At 67.3% G+C, this 24,377-nt stretch carries 6 protein-coding genes and 1 pseudogene; 4 read left to right on the top strand and 3 right to left on the bottom strand.

All coding sequences use genetic code 11. The annotated features are described in order from the left end of the window. Positions 1 to 4 precede the first annotated feature (4 nt). Complete coding sequence (locus QOZ89_RS28975) at positions 5 to 262, top strand: hypothetical protein (protein ID WP_071053611.1); 258 nt, start codon at positions 5 to 7, stop codon at positions 260 to 262. Between the two features lie 1,912 nt (positions 263 to 2,174). Here QOZ89_RS28975 and QOZ89_RS28970 read toward each other — a convergent pair. Together QOZ89_RS28970 and QOZ89_RS28965 are read right to left on the bottom strand one after the other, a co-directional pair. Beyond that, complete coding sequence (locus QOZ89_RS28970) at positions 2,175 to 2,657, bottom strand: SMI1/KNR4 family protein (protein ID WP_083419933.1); 483 nt, start codon at positions 2,655 to 2,657, stop codon at positions 2,175 to 2,177. Positions 2,658 to 2,670: 13 nt separating this feature from the next. Further along, positions 2,671 to 12,852 carry a DNRLRE domain-containing protein gene (locus tag QOZ89_RS28965; protein ID WP_312626641.1) on the bottom strand — a complete coding sequence of 3,394 codons (10,182 nt, stop codon included), beginning with the start codon at positions 12,850 to 12,852 and terminating at the stop codon, positions 2,671 to 2,673. A gap of 1,147 nt (positions 12,853 to 13,999) precedes the next feature. On the opposite strand from QOZ89_RS28965, the gene QOZ89_RS28960 reads away from it, so the two are divergent. The 3 genes and pseudogenes from QOZ89_RS28960 to QOZ89_RS28955 all read left to right on the top strand — a co-directional run bounded on the left by QOZ89_RS28960 (position 14,000) and on the right by QOZ89_RS28955 (position 20,951). After that, a complete protein-coding gene (locus QOZ89_RS28960) occupies positions 14,000 to 15,769 on the top strand; it encodes a lytic transglycosylase domain-containing protein (RefSeq protein ID WP_312626639.1) in 1,770 nt (589 codons plus the stop codon). An 847-nt stretch (positions 15,770 to 16,616) separates the two neighbouring features. Continuing rightward, positions 16,617 to 17,075: pseudogene (locus QOZ89_RS47670) on the top strand (toll/interleukin-1 receptor domain-containing protein); the annotation flags it as partial. A gap of 393 nt (positions 17,076 to 17,468) precedes the next feature. Further along, complete coding sequence (locus QOZ89_RS28955; RefSeq protein WP_312626637.1) at positions 17,469 to 20,951, top strand: NACHT domain-containing protein; 3,483 nt, start codon at positions 17,469 to 17,471, stop codon at positions 20,949 to 20,951. A 794-nt stretch (positions 20,952 to 21,745) separates the two neighbouring features. Here the strand turns inward: QOZ89_RS28955 and QOZ89_RS28950 are convergent. Then, positions 21,746 to 24,361 (bottom strand): NACHT domain-containing protein, encoded by a 2,616-nt coding sequence (locus tag QOZ89_RS28950; protein WP_312626635.1) that lies wholly within the window; start codon positions 24,359 to 24,361, stop codon positions 21,746 to 21,748. Between the last annotated feature and the right edge of the window lie 16 nt (positions 24,362 to 24,377).

Below are 24,377 nucleotides of genomic sequence, written 5' to 3'. Positions count from 1 at the left end.
CGCGATGTCCGACGTCGGGAACGAGGGATGCGTGTACGGGGTGGTGAGCTTCGCCGACCCTGACCACACCCGGGCGCTGGCCGTGTATCTGCCGTTCGAGTCGCCGACCGCTGCCCGCGCCTACGCCCGTCACCACGGCCTGGCGCACAGCCTGGTCAGCCCGTTGGCCTTCGACACCACCGCTGACAGAACCGACGGCAACGCCGCGCAGGACGACGCGGCCGCGGCCGGTGCTGGGCCAGTGGCGACGCGCGCCGGCTGACGCACTGTCCTGGGTCGATGGCTCACCGCTTGCCGGCCGGCGCGATGGTGACGTGCGTGGGTCTCGACCCACGGTGTCTCCCGGGATGTCCTGCGCGATGCGCGCGTTCGCGCCAGCGCATCGGAGTGTCGTTGGCGGTGTCTCTTGCGGTGTCGTTCGCGGTGACAGTGGGCGGCAGTGCCAAAGCCTTCGGGTGTCCGTGCCGCCCAGGTCGGGTTCGCGGGTGCCACCCTGGGGCGAGCGGGAGACGACAGCCGCGGCCCGATCCCGGCCCGCTCCGCCGACCCAGGCCACGGCCGGCAACAGACGTCAACAGCCGACCAGCGCGCAGGGCGCGAACGGCGCGGACACGCGCCACGCAGGCGGCGCGAACGGCGCGAGCGCGACGGCATGCGCGCCGATCCGCGCCGCGCCGGCCACGCTGGATGGCGCGATCGCGCCATCCAGCGTCGCGCGCCGGTCGCATCAGATGGCGAAGATGCGCGCGGCGCGCCAGCCGGACTAGGTGACGGCGCGACGTCGTTCACCGCCGCTGCCCGGGCTGTCAACGCAGACGTGGGACCCGCGGGGCGGTGGCCAGGTGGTCTCCGGGAAGCGTGTCGGCCCGGCCGGTGATGGTGCGCATGATTGCCGAGCGGCAGCGTGACGTCGAGACGCTCAACGCCAACGCCTGTGCCCTGCCCCGATACTGATGCTGAGGCCGGCGGGCCGCTCGACCGACTTGCCGACCGGCTCGCCCGCACCCGGACCGAACGCCTCGCCACTGACCCCGACCCCGACGCCGACGCCGTCCACCAGCTCCGCCTACGCACAGCCCCGCCGAACTCGACGCTCGGCGCCTCGCCACCGCCCCGGCACATCGGCCCATCGCCGCGAGCGCGAACCGCGCCGGCGCGACCGCACCGGACCGCGAACCGGACGCACCGCGCCACGCGCCATCAGTGCCCGTCGACGCGCCGCCCGCGCCGCTGCTCGCGCCGTCGTTCGCATCACCCACCAGGACGGCCGCGCCAGACGGGACACGGTTCGCGCTGACCCGCGCCGGTCTCCCACCCCAGGTGGCGCTGCGGCGCGCCAAAGTCGCCGCCGAAACCGCGCTCCGCCCCGCCGCGCTCACAGCCCCATCAGCTGCACTGCTGACCCGCGCCGGCCCGCGACCCACGACTGGACCCCAGCAAACCGGCTGGGAGGACGCGGTCGCAGCGTTGACGATCTACCGCGCCCGCCACCTCGCCCACGACCCGGCGCCGCCAGCTCCGTCGACCAGATCCACACCGTCCTTACCCGCCAGCTCACACCGACGCCTGAGCGGGCGCTGCGGTCCTCGCGCGCTGCGTTGCCGACCTGTGCATCCAGGTCGGACTCGACTCGGCGATCTACGACCTCCCCACACCACGCACCGCCCAGGACAAATGGAACCAGACCACATGCCTTCTCAGTACCCCAAAGGCCAGCTGCACATCGCGCGCTAAGCCCTCTCCCACGACGCCAGGACGCCGTTCGACGGCTGTTTCTGCAGCCACCCATCCATGATTATTTTCGGTTTGGTGATTGTCGTGAAGTTTTATTGCGAGGTACCTACCGTCAACCTTGAACCGGCTTGCGGCAGACCTGCCCGCACCGTCTCCGGCGCCGGCCCGTACCGAAGGCCGGTGCACTTCCCAGGCAGGAGCAACTACAACCCCCCGGGGTCACCGCGACCCTCCGTGCACCTATGGGGGTGGCGGCTACGCCGCCACCCCCGAGGACGCCCATGCCGCCACGTGCCGCAGCGTGCGCAAAATTCGTGCTCGATTCACGATTGTTCGCGCAGCTTCCGCGCCGCTAAGATTCCAGTCGTCGGTCCGTTCCTCGTGGCCTCCAGAGACGCCGCACCTTCTGGCACTGCATCATTTGGCCAGGGCGTCCGAATTTAGTCGTAGGCGTCACCGAGATCGACGAAGTCTGGATCAAGCCAGTACCAGCGTCCGCCACTCGACTCAAGCAGTCTCTCAAGCAGCTCCGTAAAGCTGGACGCTATGATCGGGCACGAGCCAACTAGGCCGTGGACCTCGTGGAAACTATCATAGCATCGACCGTTGCGCCTTGCGGACAAATCTATGCTCAGGTACTCACGATCAGGTGTCACTCCGATGGTGTACCAGGACGACGATATGTCGCCTGGGTAGTCTTCACCCAAGATAGCGATGTTCGCCGACCGCAGATCATTTGGCCCAACGATAGAGAGGGCGTAGTCGTGATTCGCGTAGAGATCGACACCCCCACAGATTTCGTAGAAGGCGGCGAGGTCCTCGGGGATTCTCAGGTCAGCCGGCGGGGTAGCCGGGCCAGCGGGAGGGTATACGCGGCAGCCGACAGCCCGAGAGGCTCTTCCAACCAATGGGGCTATGGCCACATTGTTCTCCCTATCAGCCTAGACCGTAGATGTACCGGTTGAATCCGCCATAATATGCATCTCGCGCAGCTTGCGGCACACCAGCGGCGTCGAACATTCTCTCCGAGAGTGAGTATATCTCCCGAGGACCAATCGATGCCCAATCGACCTTTACCCCAACACGCGCACCGTAGTTCTCCTCCAGCCAGTCGCGGAACACTACCTTTGTCGCACCGTGATTGGCACTACTGAGCGCGATTGTGGGGTTGTCAGATGCGCGACTTACGTAACCAGGAACGTTATTTTTCGCCCACGCATCCATAATTCCATGATGGTTCTCTAGTGGTGCATTACTTGGACGGTAGCGCACAATATCATATTCGCCAACTCCACAGTTGTGGACGAGGACGGCTGCGCCGCCGACTTCCACATAGTAGGTGTGGATCTTGTCGATGGTGAGGTTGTAGGCGGTGGTGGTTTGGTGGCGTAGGTGGGTGGTGGTGATGGTGGCGGTGGTGCCGTCGGGTTGGCGGAGGGTGTGGCCGGGGGTGAGGTGGTCGGCGGTGGTCCAGGTGTGGGTGGTGGTGTCGTAGAGGGGGTGGCCGTTGGTGGCGGTGAGGGTGGCGGGGCCGTGGTCGGTGTGGATCGTGATGTCGACGAGTTGTTTGTCGCCGTGGCCGACGATGACCGCGGTGACGGTGTGGGGTTCGGTTTTGCCGGTGTCGGGGTCGGTGGTGAGGACCTTGTCGCCGACGTGGACCTGATCGATGGGTTTGGTGGTGCCGTCGGCGAGGAGGACAGGGGTAGTGGGGGTGAAGCTGTTGCCGCCGGGTTTCCCGGTCGCGCAGTTTTCGAGGGCGCGGCCGATACCGCGGAGGGCGGTTGCTGCTTCGGGTTCGGCTTCGGCTGTTCGGGCGAGGGTGATGCCGGACTGGATACCGCGTTCGGCGCGCCAGCCGATGATGGCGGCGTCGGCGAGCTCACCGCCGACCGGGACGAACGCGAGCCCGATCATGGCGGCGTTCAGTGCGACGTCGACTGGGTGGTTCCGGGTGTAGTTCCAGGCGCCGGTGGCAGCACTGGTGACGGTGTGACCGATCGCGCTGCCAGCGCCCTTCAATTTGCACCAAGCGTCGCAGTTCTTTTCGACCGGTTGAGGCCGGTCAGGGGCGCCGGTGGTGGCGAGGGGGTCTTGGCCTGGGCTAGACGCGACGCCGTAGGCGATGAGGATGGTGCTGTCGCCGTACCCGTAGACCGGGTCCGCGGCGCGGGCTGGGGTGTAGGCAGCGGCCGGAGCGGCGGCGGGATTGGTCCCAGGAGCCGGAGCGGCGATGGGCAGCGCGCCCACCGGCAGGGCGTTGACGGGCAGGACCACGAACGAACTCGCCGCTGCGGCGTCCGCCGGTAGCGTCGACGGTTTCGGAGTCGCGGCGATCCACTGGGCGAGATCGATCGTGATCGCTGGCGCTGCGGGCGCCGCCGGTGAGGCGACGGGTGCGGCGGCCGGTCGGTTCGTGGTCGCCGCGCCGGCTGCGGCGGACCCAGTGCTGGTTGTTGTCGCCGGACGGCCTGACGTAGTGGTGGCTGGCTTGCTCGGTGCGCTTTGGGTCCGATTTCCTCCCCCGGCAGGCCTAGGAACGATCACCACGAATACTGTGGGCGGCGAGGGAGGCCGGGGGGTAAGGACGAGGGTCCCCCATGGCACATCGTTGCTCGAGCGAAGATCGTTGGTGGCGCTGGCTGGCGGCGGCGATTTGTCAGGAATCCAGGTCTTGCATTGGCCAGTCGCCTGGTGGAGAAAACTGCCGGTGTTGCAGTAGCCATAGTCCCAGTGCCCGTTGTCGCTCGCGTATCCGGTGGTGTCGTTGTTGGTGAGCGGATTCCCACCGGCGTAGGTGTAGCGGTTGTCGGCGGCTGTTCCGGTCCAGCCGAGGGAGTAGGTGTCGCGGGTGAGGAAGGTGGCGGTTGCCGGGTTGTACCAGCGGGCTTGGGCTTTGACGAGACCGGTGTCGGGGTCGGTCCAGCTGGATTGGTAGCCGGTCTGGATGTTGGTGTTGCCCGGGGTGAGGGGTTGGCCGAAGGGGTCGTAGTTCTTGGTGTCGGTGAGGGTGCCGTCGGTGGTGAAGGCGGCGACGGTGTCGCCGTGGAGGTTCTGGATGGTGGCTGAGGCGCCGTCGTCGGTGCCGGCGCCGATGACGGCGCCGGAGGGGTCGCGGGCGTAGGCGGAGTTGCCGTCGATGCCGGGTTCGAGGTCGAGGCCGTCGTAGAGGAACTGGCGGCTGGTGTTGCGGGTCGCGATCCGGTCCAGGCCGTCGTAGCTGTACGACGTCGTCGTCGGGCCGGCGGTGTGACTGGTCAGCCGGTCGAAGGCGTCGAAGGCGGTGGTGGTGGTCGCTGAGCCGGCGGTCCGGGTCGAGAGGGTCCCGCGGGCGGTGTAGGTGTAGCTGGCGGTGCCGTCGGAGGTGAGCCGGTTGCGGGCGTCGAACGTCGCGGTCGTCCCACCGGTCGAGGTGCGGTTGCCGGCCTCGTCCCAGCCGTAGGTGGTGGTGGCGCTGGACTGGTTGGTCCAGGAGGTGAGCCGGTCGGCCCAGTCGTAGCCGTAGGTCTGGGTGCCGGCGCCGGCGACGCCGGTGCCGGTGCCGGTGCCGGTGCCGGTGATGGTGGTGGAGGTGAGGTTGTCGTTGTTGTCGTAGGCGTAGGTCTGGTCGCGCAGGGTGCCGGAGGGGCCGGCCAGGGTGTCGTCGGTGAGGCGGCCGAGTTGGTCGTAGTCGAAGGTCTGGGTGGCGCCGGTGCCGCCGTGGTAGTCGATGGAGGTGAGTTGGCCGGCGTCGTCGTAGTCGTAGCCCCGGGTGTCACCGGTGATGGCTGCGCCGACGGCGACGAGGCGGCTGCGGGCGTCGTAGTAGTAGTCCGACCAGCTGCCGGGGTCTGCGCGCTGGAGTGTGCGGCCTTCTTCGTCGTAGACGAAGGAGGAGGTGCCGCCGTCGCCCCAGGCGCCGGTGAGCAGGCCGCGGTCGTTGTAGCCGAACATTTGGGAGCCGCCGCCGGGTTCGTCGACCTCGGCGAGGTTGCCGACCAGGTCGTAGCTCATCGCGCGGGACGCGGCGGTGGCGCCGCCGCCGGACCCGGTCTCGGCGGTGACCCGGCCGAGTTCGTCGTAGCTGACGGCCCGGATCACACCGCCCGGCTCCAGCTGCGCTGTGGGCAGGCCGCCGGCGTCGTAGGAGACCTGCCAGGTGCGGTCGGCCAGGTTCGGGTAGGCGGTGGTGGAGGGTTCGATCGTCTTCTCGGGCAGGCCGAGGCTGTTGAACGTGTAGGTCGTCGTGTTGTTGAGGCCGTCGGTGAGCCGGGTCCGGTTCCCGGCGGCGTCGTAGCCGGCGCTGGAGGTGATCGAGGTGCCGGAGGAGACGGGGACGGTGATCGTGCGCAGCTGGCCCAGGGCGTCGTAGGTGAAGGTTGAGGCGTGCCCGTTCGGGTCCGTCTGTGACGTGACGTTGCCGGCGGGGTCGTAGCCGACCGACGTGGAGCGCAGCAGGGTGTCGGTGTCGGAGTACTGCTCGGTGGTGGTCTGCCGGCCGGCGCGGTCGTAGGTGTAGTGCGCGGAGCGGCCCAGCGGGTCGGTCACGGACGTGATCCGGCCGGACTGGTCGTAGGTGTAGCTGGTGACCTTGTCGGCTTCGTCGTGCTGTTCGGTGAGATCGCCGGCGCCGTTGTAGACGGCGGTCGCCGAGGCGCCGGTGGCGAAGTTCGACGGGCGCAGGGTGCGGGTGACGTCGCCGGCGTCGTCATGGTCGATGTACGTGGTGAACGCCTGCAGTGGGGAGCGTTCGGTTGGCGAGGATGCCCAGAGACGGTCGAGGTCGTCGTAGGCGTAGATCGTCCACGCGCCGTTCTGGTCGACGGTGTCGAGCAGGTTGCCGGCGTCGTCGTAGACATAGCGGCTCACGCCCGCCTCGGGCTGGCCGGTGACCTGCGGGTCGGTGACGGCCACGATCCGGTCGAGCTTGTCGTAGACGGTGGTGACCGTCTGCCCGCGGGTGTCGGTGTGGGTGAGTGGGTTGCCGTTGTCGTCGTAGGTCCACGACTCGGTCGGCGTGATGGCCGATCCGCCGGGTGGGGTGTAGGACGGGTGGGTGATCTGGGTGACCTGGCCGAGCGCGTCATACGACGTGGTCGTGACCTGGTTGCGGGCGTCGCGGCTCTGCGTCAGCTCGCCGAAGGTGTTGTAGCCGACCTCCGCCGAGGGCCGGTCCGTCGCCGCGGCGGCGCCGTTCTGCTCGACCTGGACCGGCGGCGCGACCCTCTGCGTGAGCCGGCCGGCGGCGTCGGTGACCTGGTCGGTGACGTAGGCGGAGTTGAAGGGGGAGCCGTCGGTGTAGCCGCGGGGGTCGACGGTGCTGGTGACGAAGCCGCGGGCGTCGCGGGTGAGTGCGGCGGTGAACCGGTCGGTGCCGTCCCCGAGCACGGTTGTGGACGCCAGTCGGGAGGCGTCGTCGTAGCCGTACTCGACGCGGTCGGTCGCGAAGGTGCCGTCGGCGCCGTGGGTGGAGGCCAGCAGGTTGCCGACCGCGTCGTAGTCGTACGTGGTCCAGCGGTTGAGTCCTTCGGGGTCGACGCTGGTCCAGGCGTTGCGGCCGGCCTCGTCGTAGCCGGCGGTGACCGCGCGCAGCCCGCCGCCTGCCGTGGTGGAGGTCTCGTTGCCGGCGGCGTCGTAGCCGTGGTCTTCCAGGACGATGTTCCGGGTCTCGGTGTTGGACAGCTCGCCGACGGTGAAGTCCGGGACGTGGTAGCCCTCGAAGATCACCTGGTGGGGTCGGTCGTCGAGCCAGTAGGTGTAGCTGGTCGTACGGCCGAGGGAGTCGGTGACCGAGGCGAGCCGGCCGGCCGGGTCGTAGGCGCGGGACTCCACCAGCAGGTCACGCGCCTCGGAGCCGGCGACCGGGTCGTCGACGAAGTCCTTGACCGTGGTCGTCGCGAGCTGGTTGTGCTCGGTGTAGCCGAACTCGACGACGGTGCCGTTCGGGTCGGTCGAGGTGGCGACGTTGCCGTTCTCGTCGTAGCTGACCTCGCTGGTCGCCTCGATCGGCGTACCGGCCGCCTCGGTCACCGAGGTCTGTCGGTCATCGTCGTCATAGTCGTAGGTCGTGGTGCGGACGGTGTCACCGCCGGTCGCATCCGAGACGACGGTCTCGGTCAGGTTCCCGTTCTCGTCGTAGGTGTTGGTCGTGACCGGGGTGTGTGTCACCGAGGTGATCAGGTTCGCCGCGGCGGGTTCGGTGATGGTCGCGAGCTGTGACAGCTTCGAGTAGGTGAAGCTGGTCGTCAGGCCGGACGGGAAGCTGTCGGAGGTCTCCTTCGACGTCAGCCGCCGGCCGAGTTCGTCGTAGGTGTAGTCGTGGACCAGGCCGGCCGGGTCCTGGTCGTGGCGCAGGTCGCCCTTCGAGCTGTAGCCGTAGGCGGTGACCTTGCCGCGGGCGTCGGTATAGGAGACGGGCAGACCGCGGGGGATCGTGCCGCCGTCGATGGCGTTCTCGGTGCCGTCGGAGTAGGCCCAGGTCTCGGTCCGCCCGGACGGGAAGTCGCCGGTGGCCGGCGTGGTCTGGCTGACCAGGTCGCCGTAGGGGTTGTACTCGTACGTCGTGGCGTAGGTGTCGTCCGTCGGCGACGAGGACCGGGCATCCCGGAAGATGGTGATCTTGTTGTCGCGGGGGTCGCCCGGCGGGCCGTCGTAGTACTCGTAGTACTCGGTGTTCGTCCACAGCGTGCCGTAGACGTTGGCCCGGGCGGTGGTACGGGCAATCACGTTGCCGCGGTCGTCGGTCGCGGTCTGGACGACGTTGCCGTTCTCGTCGGTGACCTGGGACAGGAACCCACGATCGTTGTAGACGAACCGCCGGTCACCGAACCCGTCACGGTGCGAGATCAGCTGGCCGCCGTGGTACTCCCAGTCCTCGTCATGGCCGCGAGGATCGGTGACCCGGATGATCGGGTTCGGCGACGTCGCGAGCACGGCGTACTCGGTCCGGTTACCCTCACCGTCCTCACGCCAGGCGACCGTGCCATCGCCGTTGTAGCCGATCTTCGCGTCGACGTTGCCGGCGGGCAGGGTCGTCTGCGTCAGCTGGCCCGACCCGTTGTAGCCGTACGTCGTCGGGTTGGTCGACTGCGGCCCGGTGACGGTCGTGAGCTTGTCGCCTGAATACCCGTAGGTCCAGCTCAGCGGGCCGGAGTAGGCCGCCACCGTCGGGGTGGCGACCGTGGTGACGTGGGTGCCGGTCCAGGTCAGCGTCAGCGTCCGCCCGGTCGTGTTGTTCACGACCGACGTCAGCTTCGCCGACGTGTCGTAGTTCAGCGTGAGCGACCGGCCGGCGACGTCGACGACCTGCGCGAGCCGGCCATCGGAACGGAACGTGTAACCGGTACCCGTCTTGTCCGTGAGGACGGTGGCGGCGGTCGCGGAGAAGTCGTCGATCCGGCCAGCGCCGGTGGCCTCGGCGAACGGGCCGACCCGGCTGCCGTGTAGCACCGCGGTATCGGTCACGGACAGGATCTGGCTGCCGTTACGCGCCACAACGATCGACGCCCCGGCCGTCGTGATCGTCAGCGTGTCGCCGGCGGTGCAGCACGTGCCGCCCGCCGACGTCGCGACGACGGTCTCCGTGCCGCCGACCCGCCTGACCAGCTGCCAGGCGCCGGCGCCGGGCTGGGCGACCAGGCGCCAGTAGTTCTCGGCGTCGGCGTAGCGGAACGCCAGGCCCACACCGGCCTGCGCGACCGGCTCCTTGAACGTGAACGTCCCGTCGGCGGCGGCGGGCACCGTCACCAGGTTCCGGTCGCCGGACGCTGTCGCCAGGTAGGCGGCGTTACTCGAGGTGCCCCAGGTGCCGGCGCCGGTGCCCTGTCCGGACTGCCAGTTCTCGCCGTTGTCGGTCCAGCCCAGACCGGTCGACGAGTTCGCGTTGGTGAACGTGTCGCGGTGCTGGTCGTCGACCATCACGACCGACCCGATCCGCCCCGAACCGGTCGTCGACGCGTACAGCCCGGCCTGCGTCACCGTCGAGAACTGACCGTCCGTCACGCTGCCGACGACCCGGTCGTTGCGGTAGACGGTCAGCACCGACCCGGCCATCCCGATCGCGTAGGTGTCATCCGCAGAACAGCAGGCACCCGTATACGTGGCGACCGTGGTCTCGGTGCCACCGACCCGTTTCGCCAGCACCAACGCGCCCGACGACGGCTTGACGTACAGGGACCAGTAGTTGTTGTTGTCCTGGGCACGGAACGCGATACCAACCCGGTCCTGCGCGGTCGGGACGGTGAACCGGATCGTGCCGTCCGAGGCGGCGTTCATCACCGCCAGGCTGCGCGACCCGCTCCCCGCGCTCACCAGCTTCGCGGCGTTGTCCTCGATACCCCACGAACCCGACAGGACCGTCCACGTCTCACCCGTGTCGGTGTCACCCAGCGAGCTGTTCGAATCCGGCCCCGTGAACGACGCGACCCGCGGCGACGGCGCCCGCACGACCGAGTAGTAGCCGTCCTGGGACACATAACTGCCATCCCAGTTCCGGCCGAACCTTCCCTCCCGGCCGTCCGGATAGCGCACGACCAGGTTGCCCTCACCCGTGTCGTCGGCCTTGACGTTCATGTCCCACTGCGACGACCAGCCCTGCCCGAACAGGCCCACATATGGGTTACGGCTGTTGTACGTGCGGGTCAGCGTCAACGCCGGACCCACGGCGGGGACCGACACGTCCGTCGTCGACGCCGTGTAGTTCCCGATCAGCGGCGTCACCGACGCCACCGACGGCACATACGGGTCGGTCCCGAAATGCTGACTCGTCACCGGCGCGGCCACATCCGTCACCAGCGCTATCGGCGGCGTCCACCCCGAGGCCGCCGAACCATCACTCACCCGGCCACGCCAGTAGTACGCCTCACCCCACTCCAGCGCGTACGCCGGCACCTTCCACGTCGAACTCGACGTCAACCCGCCCGAATCCCAGCAGTTCCCGGACTGCGCATCCGGCTCGTCACAGATCTGGAACTCGTACGACAGCCCACCGGTCGACCCGGTCAGGCTCAGCTCCGGCCGCAGCGTCGGGACATGCTCCCCATCCAGCGGCGAGGAGTCCACGATCCCCGGCGCGGCGACCGCGGACGACTCGGCCTGGAACCCGAACGCACTGATCCCGTGACTGGAGAACCACGCCGTCCCCCAGTCCTCCATGTCGAAGTAGATGACGTAGTCACCGGCCGGCAGCGGGTCGACCGCCGCCGCCAGGTCGATCGACTCGCCACGGGCCACCGACGTCGGCAGCTCCGTCACCGCACCCTGGTGCACCAGCTCCGTCGTGCCCGACGCGTCGTACACGTGGTAGGACAGCTTGTAGTTGCCATAGGCCGGCCACGTCGACTGCCCGGTGTTCGTCACCCGGATCGGAATCTCACCTGGACTGTTCGCGGTCACGTTCGTCGACCACTGCGGCGAACCGGACGGCCACTCGTAGTCCGCGCCATACGGCGACCAGGTCACGGCCATGTGCGGGCGCAGGTCCGTCGGCGGATCCGCCGGGTTACACAGACAGCTCGCCGAGTAGAACTCCTTGTACGCCGCGCTGTTCGTCGACGACGTCTCCACCTCAAGGCCGGTGTTCTGCTTGCTCCCGTCCGCCCAGTCCCCCACCAGCTCGGTCAGCCGCGGGTCACTGAAATGCCCCCAGTTCGGACCGCACGCCGTGTCGTAGCTGTACGCGAACCAGCTCTGCGCGACCTCCGGGCCCACCGCCGCCCCCGGCCACGTCATCGACGTGCCATCCCAGCTCTGCGTCACCTCCCGCAACGACACCGGGTTCGGAACACACGACTGCGCCGACAACCAGTTGTACAGATAGACATCGACACCCAGCACATTGGCATCCGTCAACTCCGGCTGCCCGTCAAAATGAATGTAGCTGCGGTTGACGTCCGTCAGATACATGCCGTTCTTCAGCGTCCACTCCGAGCTGAACGGCGTCGACGGGTGCAACGACGACACATAGGTGTCATCCCCCGCCGGGTCCAACCACGTCACCGGCGGATCCACCTGCACCGGAAACACCCGCTCCGGCGCCGACAACCACGCCTTGTCCAACTCGACCCGCAGCGAGACCTGGCCCTTGTCCGGCCCGTCGACCAGGCTGTAGGTCACCCCCGTCGACATCGCCGGACCACCAGCCGCACCCGACGTGCCCGCGTCCTGCATCCACCCGTGCGGGATCAACGCCCGCGGCTTGCCGTCCTTGTCGGCCAGCACCACCTGGCCGTACCTGTCCATGCTCGCCGTCAGCCCACTGAGCGCCAGCGGAAACGTCCACGTCGTCGGCGCGTCCGCGCCGTGCAGGACCATCACCTCCACCAGCCCCGACGCCGTGGAATGCAGCTGCAGGTCCGACGACGTGCGCACCCCCGGGAACGAGGCCGTGAACCCCTTCACCGAGGCACGCGACGCGGCCGCCCCCTCCAGCGCGAACCCAGCCGACACCCCACCGCCGAGATCGACCCGCGCCAGCTGCGCGTCGTTCGCCGACCCGGCGATATCCACCGGCAGCTGCGTGGCCCGGCTGTGGAAACGGCCCCTGTCGCCGGCGACCAACGCGGTGTCGATGTCGACCAGGTCGCCCTTGGCGTCCCGGAAACGTTCACGGCCCATCGACACGTCGGCCGTGTGCGTGCCGTCTGGGTTCCTGAACTCCGTCGCGTTCTCGGTACGGCCACCGGGCACCTCGACCCGGCCCTGCTGCACCTTCCCCGGATCCCGCGCCCCAGGAGCGAGCGTCGCCGGCATCGACATGCCAGCCCGCAGCGGCTTGGCCGCCTCGCCACCCGCGGACGGTGTCCCCGCGGCAGGTCTGTCCGCAGTGAGCGTCACCTTCGAATAGTCGATCTTGCGCGGCGCCGTCTCGGGCGTCACCGGCACCGCCCCGGGCACCTCGCCGACCCGGCCGCGCACCGCCGCCGCGCTCGGTGACGACCCCGCCCCCGCCTGCGTGACGCTCGTCGGCGCCTCATGGCCCCGATTCGCGGCGCTACCCGAGGTCGACTCCGGCAGCTTCACGTTCCCGTCACGAAACGGGTTCTGCTCGGAGATCGGCACCATCCCCGGCTGCGTCACCCGGTCGATCACAACCAGCGCGACCGCTGTCATGACCAACACCGGCACCAGCAGCAGCGCCACCCGGCGCACCCACAGATGCCGCCGCCACATACGGCGGCCAAACGACGTAGGGCGACGCGGGGAAAGGTGCCGGCCGGTCATCACAGCTCCGAACAAGTACGCAGGAAAAGGCACGAGCCATGCGGAACACAGCCCCCGGACACGCAGCGAGCCCGACGGCCTTACCCACCCGGCCTGTTCACCGCGTCCCCGCTGAAGGACCGCGAGGTAGGCGCGGCAGACCCGCCGAAATGCGCACCACGAAGTACGGGCGCGCGAGGGCCTGGCCGCACCGGCCACCGGAGAACCGGGTGCGACAACGCCTGCCATTGGCAGGCGGTGAAAGCCGGCGACAGCGCCGGTGACCTGCCCAGACGCCGCGCCAGCGGGTGGCTGGCGGCATGCGGGCAGCACAGATCAGCTAGGAGACGGCGGGAACAGCGGCAGGAATCCGGCACAGCGCCGTGCACGGCGAGAACAGCCTCCGGCACCCGGGATGAATCCAGGGAGACCAGCGGGAGAACAAGGGTCACACCCACGCGACCGAAGCCGCGCTGGCGGTGCGCCGGGAAGCATCGCACGCTTCACAGCTCACTCACAAGCGGTTCCCACGCATCCCAGCAGAGGATCAACGCCGACGGCCAGGAACCCCGCCCCCCAAGAGGAACCACGTGCGCGGCTACCACCCACGGAGATAGTCCGTCAACGACAGGAAGAACTAGTCCGACCGCTGATCGCTTCCAGGGTTCGTTACCGAGAGCGAGCATCGCCACCGAGAGCTACATAGGCCGGCTGCACACGGACAGAGCCACTGCGCCCACAGCTCAGTGCGGGATTTCTCGCCAACCACTGGTCAGACCGCCCCACGGTCTGCCATAGTGGCTCACCGCCCCCATACCCGTCGCGCCACGACCACCACAACCTCACACGCCACTCGACCGGCGGCCACCAGGCGATCCGGGAGACAAGCTTTTCTCGAATCCGGCCTGCCTTCTCCACGAAACCAGAAGTTTACCGGCCGCGCATTCCCGTGCCCTGGCCCGCCACACCCCATACCGACTCTGACAATGCGACCGGCACCCCCGTCCGCCGGGCACTCCACCCTGCCCGCGCACGTCGACGATGGATTCCCAGCCGGTCCGCGAGACGAAGCGGAAGGAGCCGACGGGTGAGCCGCCGTGACCGCCTTTCCTCCAGAACAGGCACGCCAGCCATCCCGGCACCACCCGTTCCCGCAAATCCGGCGCCCCGCGCGCGACGCGAACCCACCACCCAGGACCTCACCCCGGCATCGCCAACCACGCCGGACAGCACCGCCGCCCAGGTGCCATCCGCCCGCGAGCCATCGGGCGGTCCCGGCGACCCCGACACCGCAACGCCCGCCACCCGCGCCACAGGCCCAGCCGGCATCGCAAATCCAGGCGCCGCCTCCACGGCCAGCGTCGACGACACCCCCGCCGACGACACCGCGGGCACCAACTCGCCGACGCCGACTGCCGACGACCCGCCAACCCGACGGCCTGGCGGCCGACACCGCCATCGCAGGTCACGCGCACGCACCATCGGCCTGCTGCACGCCGTCGGCCTGCCCGCCCTCGGGATCCCCGCCCTCCTCATCGCGCTGCTGTCCGGCGCAGACACCCCCCTCGGCCTCGGCAACCACGACGCCTCAGCCACCCCACCCACCGCGAACAGCGGCTACGTCCTGCCGCTGCTGGGCTCCGGCGCCCTACCCGCGAGCCTCACGACCCCGGGCGGCGACGGCACCACCAGCCAGGTCCCCACGGACAACCTCGCCACCGCCGCCGCGTCCCCCGGCATCACCGCCGGCCTCGTCCGCCTCACCGCCACCGAGCGCCAGATCCCCGCCCGCGTCCTCACCGCCTACCAACAAGCCGCCACCACCCTCACCACCGAACAACCCGGCTGCCACCTGCGCTGGCAACTCCTCGCCGGCATCGGCAAGATCGAAACCAACCACGCCACCGGCCACACCACCACCACCGACGGCACCATCACCCCCGCCATCCTCGGCCCCCGCCTCAACGGCACCAACGGCTTCGCCCGCATCCCCGACACCGACAAAGGCACCCTCGACCACGACACCACCTACGACCGCGCCATCGGCCCGATGCAGTTCCTCCCCACCACCTGGACCACCACCAGCCGCGACGGCAACCACGACACCACCAAAAACCCGAACAACATCGACGACGCCACCCTCACCACCGCCGCCTACCTCTGCGCCTACCACCGCGACCTGACCAACCCCACCCACCTCTACGCCGCGATCTACGCCTACAACCCCTCCGACACCTACGTCCGCGCCGTCCTCGCCTGGACCACCGGCTACACCAACACCACCCCCACCCCGATCACCAACCCCACACCAGGCACCGCCCCCACGCCGACCCCGACCACACCCGCCACCACCACCGACCCGACACCGACACCCTTCCCGATCATCAACCTGACACCACGGCCAACCACTCCATCTGCCCGACCGACCGCGACGACCCCAACCTGCGCGGCGATCACCCTGACAACCAGCACCCTCGCCGCGACAACCAACACCACCACCCTCGACATCACCGGCCGCTACACCACCGCCACCGGCACCAGCCCGACGACCGTCATCCACGCCGAAGCCCACGACACCACCGCCAACACCACCATCCCCACCACACCACCGACCACCCCCACCCTGCTCACCCGTCTCCCCCTCGACCACCTCACCACCCCCGGCCAGACCACCACCATCACCGTCACCCTCACCACCACCCCGACCAGTTGCCCCACCCAATCCCTGGCCACCCTCACCATCACCGGCATCACCCGACCCAACACCACAACCCCGCCCACCCCCAGCAGCCCAGCACCACCCACATCAACCAGCCCAAGCCCCGAGAATCCAGCCTCGACGCCGGCGACACCATGAGCACCACCGCGCTGCGCTAACCGAGCTACGCAACGACCCCATCGAGAACAGCGAAATCAGACACACGGCCACACAACACACAGAACCGAACTGACCAGTACCGAGACGCCGACCAAACGCCATCCACCTGCAGGTAGGAAACGCGCGCTACGATTTCGACTGTTAATAATGTGACGGACTGTGACCGCCATGAGGGCAGCCGCGATGGTCGACCGGTGCCAAACCGATGACGAACTGCGGCGCAGCCGACGGCACGAGCCGTCACCAACCGGCACGATCAACAATGACGCGAGCCAGGCCTCGCGCCCGATTGCCAACCGCCGCAGCACAAAACGACCGTGAACGGCAGCCCACGTCAGCCAGCGACAATAGCTCCGCCCGTCAGAGAAGAAGACTCGAACCCCTGGCCTCCTCCGTGCGAGGGAAACAGGCATCACGGCCGGCCAGCGGGGGCCGGCCGCCAAGGTCGCGCGGCCCTCAACCTCTGCTCACCACAAGATCGATGTGGGCGTCGTGTGGGCGTGAACCCCCCGACATCGCCCGGTACGAGCCGCCATCGGACGGCAGGACGGACGCCGAAAACCCTTGGTGTCATTGAAGAACGCGGCACACCGCGACTCCCTTTGACACATTACGACATTTGTGATGGCTCTCTTTTAACCGGCGAGTTCAGTGTTCGAGTCCCTGGCGGCGCACCCCGCAGAGTAGTCAGGCCCTGACCAGAGCGGATAGCTCGTAGCTATCGTTTCGCTACTCGATCTTGACGCGATTTGCCCTGGTCGTAGACCCGTCGACTGGGATCGATTCCCATCTGACTCGATTGGCGACGGTTACAGAACGCGATCGCATGCGGGTCGGCCGCAGCCGGTGCGCCGGTGCGCCGGTGCGCCGGTGCGAGACTGTTGGTGTGTCCGACGGGGGTATGGCCGTGGGCGCCTCGGTCGGGGACGCGAGGCGGGATTTCCTCGTGTCCTGTGCCCCCGAAGATCGGGACTGGACTGAATGGATTGCCTGGACCCTCGAGGACGCGGGTTTCACAACCTGGTTCTGGGGTTGGGACGCGCCCCCAGGGTCCAACCGGGTCTTCGGAATTCAGGAACGCGTTTCGTCTGAGCGGGTGATGGTCGTGGTGTCTGACCGCCCCCGTGCCGCCGGTGACCTGGTTGAGTGGCAGACGTTCTGGGATGCCGATCGGCTTGGTCAGCAGCGTAGGCTCCTTGTGGTCCGGGTCGCTGACTGCTCGCCGCCTGCACCGCTCTCCTCCCTGGTACCTATCGACTTGTTCGGGTATCAGGAGGTCGAGGCGCGCGCGAGACTGGTGCGGGACGCCCGTGACGCTGCAGGTGGCCGACGGCCGAAACCTGACCAACCGCCGCCGTTCCCGGCCAGTAGTCGTGCGGCGGCGTCACGACCGCCGTTCCCCTCGGGCTCGGGCGGGACGCCGGTCGTGGCGGAGGATTCCATAGCCCGCGCGCTTGCCGAGACCGCAGAACAGCATGCCCGGGCGGTCAGACTGCGGCGTCCGGCGGAGGCCGATGCGGCGCGCCCATTTGTCGATCGGCTAGTGAAATCGCTGACCCAAGCCGACGGCCCGAGAGTCGTGGTCGTCCACGGCCGCGCGGGGTCGGGCAAGTCAACGGTGACGGCTGAGGCGGTGCGGAGACTGCGTGACCAGGGCTGGTCTGCCGCGGTTGTCAGGATGGACGCGGTGGGCGGTGCGGTGCGCACGGCGGCCGGGCTCGGACGGGCAGGTGGCCTTCCGGGGTCGCCGGTGGTGTCGCTGACGGAAGCCGCGGCGGGTGCGCCGGCAGTGCTGCTGGTGGATCAGCTGGACGCGGTGAGCGAGTACAGCGGGCGGATGGCCGACTCATTCGAGGCCGTGGCCGAGATCGTCGACCAGGCCGAGGCCGCACCAAATATCAAGGTCATCCTCGCGGTGCGCACGGTCGACCTTGAGGAAGATCCGCGGATGCGGAACGTGTTGGCGGTCAGCCCGCGTCTAGAGAGGCTTGAGCTGACCGACCTTGATCCCGAAGAGGTACAGGCGGTGCTGGGCCGGTTCGGCATCGATGGATCGGCTGCCGACGGCTCGATGCTCGAGTTGCTACGGGTGCCCCTTCACCTGGCGGTGTTCTGTGGGCTGTCCGCGTCGGCGCGCCTCCTGACGTACGCGACGCTCCCGGAGCTGTACTCGCGGTACACCGGCGACTTCGTCCAGGCGATCGAGAAGCGGATCGAGGCCCTGGACTGGCAGAACATCGTCGCGACGTTGACGGCGGCGATGAGCGACCGCGAAAGCCTGTTCGTCCCGGAAGCAGTGGTAGGTAGCCGGTTTCCGGGCGAACAGCTGCGAGCGCTGGAGTCAGCCGGCGTGCTCGTCCGCCAGGGCTCCCAAGTGGGGTTCTTCCACGAGACCTACTTCGATTTCCTGCTCGCCCGCGGATTTGTGGCAGCTGGCTTGGACCTGCACGACTTCCTCGCCGAGGATCGGCAGGCGCTGTTTCGTCGTGCCCAGACCCGTCAGGTTCTGGAGTATCTCGCCGGCGCCGACCGGCCGGCGTTCCTCACTACGGTGTGCGGTCTCCTCACGAGCGACCGGATCCGCTCGCACCTGCTCGACGTCGTAGTCGCGGTGCTGCGCCGGCTGCCAGCGACAAGTGCGGACTGGTCTGTCGTCGAGCCACTCGCGTTCGGTCCGAGCCGCCGCTCAGCGCAGCTGGCCTGGCTCCTGTCCGAACCGGCGTGGTTCGACGCCGCGGACGCGGCGGAGCGGTGGGACAGGCTGTTGGACGATTCGGGCACCCAGGATGGGGCGGCCCGCTCGCTGATCGCGGCGGCTAGGCACCGGCCCGAGCGGGTCGCGGAGCTCATCAGGCCCCGGCTCGGCTCGTCACAACGGTGGGAAGACGTCTTGATGGCTTTCGGGGCCGGAGCCTCCTCCCCCGGGCTCGCGGACCTGGCCGTCGCGCTGGTCGAACGAGGCGACCTGGACCATCTTCGAGGCAGGCCTGACGGCTTCGACTTCTGGTTGCTGCTGAACGGCGCCGCGAAGACGGCGCCGGCCGAGGCGGCGAGACCGGCGGCGGCATGGCTGCGCCGCGCCGCTGTCCGCGCCCGGGCGGACGGGAGCGACGACCCGTTCGCCTCCAAGCACCTCTCGACCCGCTCTCCTTCAGGGCCCGGGGCCCTCGGCCGGATCGCGGCAGAAGCGCCCGAGGCATTCCTCGACGAGGTGTTTCCGGTCGTCGTCGAAATCGCGACGAACGCCGCGCGATGGGGCCCCGAAGGGGCACTTCGCCGCTGGCGTTGGGGCCACGCCCCGGGTGTTCCCAGCGTGGACGGCGCATTGCTCGACGGTGCCGCCGAGGCCCTACGCCAGCTCGCCCGCGACCGCCCCACAGCGGCCGCCGACTACGCCAGGACTCTGGCAGCGACCAATATCTTCGATCTCCGCGTCCTCGCGTGCCAGGCCTGGGCCGCACTGCCGGGATTCAGCGACGAAGCGGTCGACTGGCTGCTTTCCGACGACCGCAACCTACTCCTCCAGAAGGCCTGCTACGACCTCCTCGCGGCTGCGTCCCAGCACTGCGATGAGCGTCGCCTACAGGCACTGCTCGGCCGGCTGCTCGAGTACTACCCCGACGACGAGACCGGGCCGGAGGACGTCCATCGGCGGGGGCAGGCACAGTACTGGCTGCTCACCGCCCTCGACCCGGCTCGGCGAGGCACTGCGGCCGAGCAGCGCCTCACCGAGCTCGCTCCGAAGTTCGCCGAGCCGCTCGCTCCGTTCGAAGACTTCCACACCGGTACGGTCGAGCCGCCGATCTCCCCGGACGGAGCGGCGCTGTTGTCCGACGACGCCTGGAGGGTGAAGATCCGCGAGTATCCCGACGACACGACAGACTGGTCGCGCCGCCCGCCGGTCAGCGGAGCGCCAGGCCTAGCCAGCCGCCTACGAGAACGTGCAACCGCCGAGCCCGAACGGTTCACCAGTTTGGCGCTGACACTCGGCGCGGACATCGCTCCCGTCTACCTGACCAATGTTGTCGATGCGGTCGCTGGCAGCCTGCCCGCTGACCGGTTCGCCGAGCTCTGCATCCACGTACGCGCGGTCGCCGGCCTGGCGGCTGGACCGGACGTGTGCCGCGCGATCGGTGGGTCGGCCGCGCATCACCCCGGACTGCTCACGGTCGTCGAAGGCTTCCTCGACGACGCCGAGCCCAAACAGGACGTCACGGCTGCCACGGGACCGACATCGTACGAGGAGAGCGCGGCCGCGGCTCAGCGCGGCGCGACACGGGCAGCCGCCGGCGAGGCCGTCGCCCAAGTCCTGCACACCGCACCGCGTCACTCCGCCCGCCTTCTACCGATGGTGCGACGGCTGGCGATCGACCCGTCGCGCACTGTCCGCGACACTGCGGCCGCAGCGGCGGGCGCTCTCCTCCTCGCCGAGCCCGAGGCCGCGCTGCAGATCGCCACGACCGTCCTCGACGCCATCACCGCCGAGGAGCCCCCAGGACCCCACACCATGCACCTCCTCGGCGCCGTCTTCCAACAGAACCCGGACCGCTTTGCCAGCTACCTCCTGCACGCGATGAATGGACCTGAGCCGGTCGTCGCCGAGTACGCGGGCGCCATCTGGGCCTACCAGTCACTTCGAGGCGACCTTCCCGCCGTGCTGCCTCGCACCGTCGATGCTCTTCCGCTCGCCGCCCAGCGAGGCGCCACCGACCAGTTCGCCACACAACCCGCGGAGGCCTTCGACCAACTCGTCGCACTGTTCGACGACCAAGATCCACAGGTGAGGCAGAACGCCTCGACAACCTTCGACCGCCTTGACCACATGCCAGAAACCGTCGCCACTGCCCTCGTCGATGCGTTCACCCGCAGCGCCGCCTTCGCGGAGAACCTGGACGAGATCTTTCACGCCTTCCAACGCAGCAACCGCCTCCTGCCCGAAACCGCCTTGGACGCATGCCAACGCGCCATCAACCTCACCGGCACCGACCTCGGCGACATCAGGACCGCGGCGGCCGGAGCCGCGATCGACATCGTCGGCCTTGTCCTGCGGATCTACAGGCAGGGCCACGAACCGCTCCGGAACCGATGCCTCAACGTCATCGACCAGCTCTCCGACGCCGGCGCCTTCGACCTGCAAGACGCACTCGCCGCTGCCCGGTAGCGACCGGCGTCGGTTCACTGTGACCCATAAGTCGGCAGCTGCTTAGGCCGGCGACGTGGGGGTCGCATAGCCGCCCCGGCGGTAGCGGGCTTTGCGTCCGCCGCTGGTGGTGGCCTGGACGGCGAAGTACCAGCTGCCATGCCCCGGCTCCGCCCGCAGGGCGCTCCTCTGTGCCAGGTGCCCGAGCCAGTCCTGATGGGGTCGGTAGAATTTGTAATCGTCGCAATTATCTCTTTTTCGTGAAAGGACAACCGAGTTGCCGAGGAAAATTCTTAACTGGTTTTCGGGGTGGTGGAACTTGATCTACTCGAGCATTACCGGATCTTACACCCAGCACGGAGATCCAGCTACGGCCGACTGCCTCTTGAGTATGAGCTTCGATGACGTTACAAACAAGGATCTGGCGCGGATCGCAAACGATGTTTCCATTCCTAAGATACTACCCGCAGAAGTGGCTTGCCATCTCCATGATGGACATCGTGCGATCCACGTGATGCCCGAGGGCGTGGACACGCATGCGGCCGCTGTCTGGGCACGAAAGGTGATGGTCGAAAATAGCTACAGAACAGCCCTTCTGATCGCTTTTCCGGCGCACCTGCCAAGGGCGGACAGCGTTTGCCGCCGACTAGGAATTGAGACGGTCGTGCCGGCCGGCCTAAATAACACCGTCCGACATGACACAAATGTAAGACGGTCGCTCTGGCGGTGGAAGATGCGCGAAATCCTGGTCATCTGTTGGTACGGCTCCAGGCGTTTGTTGGCCAGGTAAGGACGGCTGACCGGCGCTGAACTGATCAAGCTCGATCCGATCTTCGCTGAATCTCGGCGATCGCGGCTATCCCTGCTCCACGCGCGTCCGCGCTCGGATCCTTTACCAGGAGGGAGAGAGCTTCCAGGTGTCGTTCGGAGCCGAAAACTCCCAGAGCGATCGCCGCTTCTGCGCGCGCCCGTTCTGATGAATCCTGCAGCAACGGGAGGAGATAATCCGCCGATTCAGCAGCCCCAAGCCCACCAAGTGTCCGAGCCGTGGCAAATCGCACTTCGCTGTCCGGATCTGACAGAAGGGGGAGGAGCCTGGGGACCACTGTACGCGACCCAAAAAGCTGGCAGCAGAAAGAAGCGATGGCTCGCACAAACGGGGTGCCGTCGGCCAGTTTTTCGAGCACATTCGGCAGATACTCAACCGCGTATAGCTCGGCAAGGGCCTGCATCGCAATGATGACGACGTCCGAGTTTGGATCGTCCAGGAGCGATGCTATGGCGGGGATGGCCTCAGCGCACTCGAGCCGGCACAACAGGTAGGCGCTCTTTTCTCGTATGCATGCCTTTTCGTGATGCAGTAGACGCTGAAGCAGCGTCGTGGGTTCGGCCGAGCTGACAACGTCGATGGCGAGCTGCGCCGCTGTAGCGACTAGTTCGTCCTTGGCGTTCAGCAGTGACAGTAGTCCAGGGTCGTCAGAATCTGGACGCAGGAGGACCAAAGAATAGGTTGCATCGCATCGCTCCCGAGGATACCGAGATACCAGCAGAGGCGCAAAGTCTCTCGCGGCATCCTGGGCATGCATTCTTCCGAGTGCTTCCGCCGCTCGCGCACGTGTGGCCCAGTGTTGGTCCATAAGAGCACGTCTGAGGGCGGGGGCTGCGTCTTTCGAACTGAAGTTTCTCAGCGATGACGCCGCCTGCCAGCGGACCTCTTGGCTCTCATCGTCAAGCGACCGCCAAAGAATCTCTGCTATGTTGTCGCCTCCGATTAGTCCCAGTATCTCAACTGCCTCCCGGCGTCGGACCCAGCTCTCGTCGCCCAAAAACATGATTAGGTTGTCGAAGAGAGCCTGTCGTGTCGCCCGAGCCCCCTGACCTGCCTCAACGCTGCACCGGAAAGCAAGTGTCGGATCATGTCGTGCCATTGTTCCGGTCAAGCCGGCCAAAACGAGATCATCCACGAGTCCGCCGCAGAAGACGAGCGACTCCGTCCACCAAGGATCATAAACGACATCTTCGAAATCTTCCATCCTGGCAAGGACCCGCGCGGCAAAATAGTCTTGAAAGGATTGATGCGCAAATCTTATTTTCTCTTCACCGAGAAGGAAGCCATTCAATCGCAGTTCTTGGAGAATTTGCGCCGGCGGGTCCATGAAGCCATTCCGGTCCATCGCGTTTCGAACAATACCAATGAGTGTTGTCGAGGCCTGTGATACCACGTGTTCACGCTGCATCTGGAACGCCAGGTCATCAAGAATGCTCCTTTTGAGAACTGAAGTAAAGCGGGTTGCGTGGACACCTTTACGGCCCTCGCGATCCAGAATGCCTTCGATGAACTCGGTGTAGACCTTGGTGCGAGTCTCCTTGCCGAGGCGGGCGGCGCGGAAATGTGCCTCATTGATACGGATCTCCGCGTCTGGTGTGCCGACGTTCCGGTTGCCGAGTTTCTCGGAAAACATCCACAGGAGCAAGGGGGAGCTCAAGATATCCCAGAACTCGCCAGGCAGGTCGCCGAAGGCGAGCCGTGCCGACCTGGGACCTATTCTCGACGCTAGGAATTCCACAATATCTACAGCGGTGAGGACGTCGATCTGAACGGATGTCCCTACGACCGCGCTCGGCAATGCCAACCAGATAGGGTCCTCCGGGCGGCATGTTGCCAGACAGCGGTGCTGCGGGTAAGTTTGGAAGAGCAGGCTCAGTTGTGCGGGGAGGCCATCTCGTGTGGAATAGGGAACCTCGTTGAGCCCGTCGAACATCAACAACATGTTGCCATGCTCGAGAAGAAGCGACGTCTGGTCAAGGGACGCGCGCACGATGCCCGATGAGTTAAGTGCTCCTCTAATGGACGCTCGGAGATCTCCAGTATAGCTTGCGAGCGGAACAATAACCGGGATCATGCCCCGCCCCTCCCCACGAACGTAACGATTCGCAAGCACGCGGGCGACGTATTGGATGGATGTCGTTTTCCCCGCGCCGGGTCCTCCCAGCACTAGAAGACGAGAGCTCGCTTCAGTCGCATCAATCACGGATATGGACTGGCTAACACCAGAAGTTGGACGCACCTTTAACTGGATGTATCTTTCGTCATCCCAGGGTATATTGACGGCCAGATCGCAACAATAGGCGCGGAGCAACGCGTCCGCGATCGGGGCTACATTATTTACCTGTGCTATGTGGACCGCGTGAGCGTAGGCTATGTTTACAAGCTTTTCGACGCGGCTTCCTACTACATACGTGGCGAGATTCTGTGGCACCGCGTCCAAGCCGCGCTGCACGGTGAGCCATTGTGTGAGCGCAGGCGCGCCAGCGTCCGGGTCACCGAGCAGCACGGCGAGGATTGCCGCGCCTCTCCGGTCGCGTTCTAACCAGTGCCGCAGCGCTCGCCAAAGAACCTCTTCCTCCGACTGCGTATTGTCAGTAGACATCAAAGATCGGCAACTC

Source organism: Pseudofrankia coriaricola (assembly GCF_032027725.1).
Taxonomy (GTDB): domain Bacteria; phylum Actinomycetota; class Actinomycetes; order Frankiales; family Frankiaceae; genus Pseudofrankia.
The sequence above is the reverse complement of the archived record's forward strand: the minus strand, read 5'-3'. Positions and strand labels throughout refer to the sequence as shown.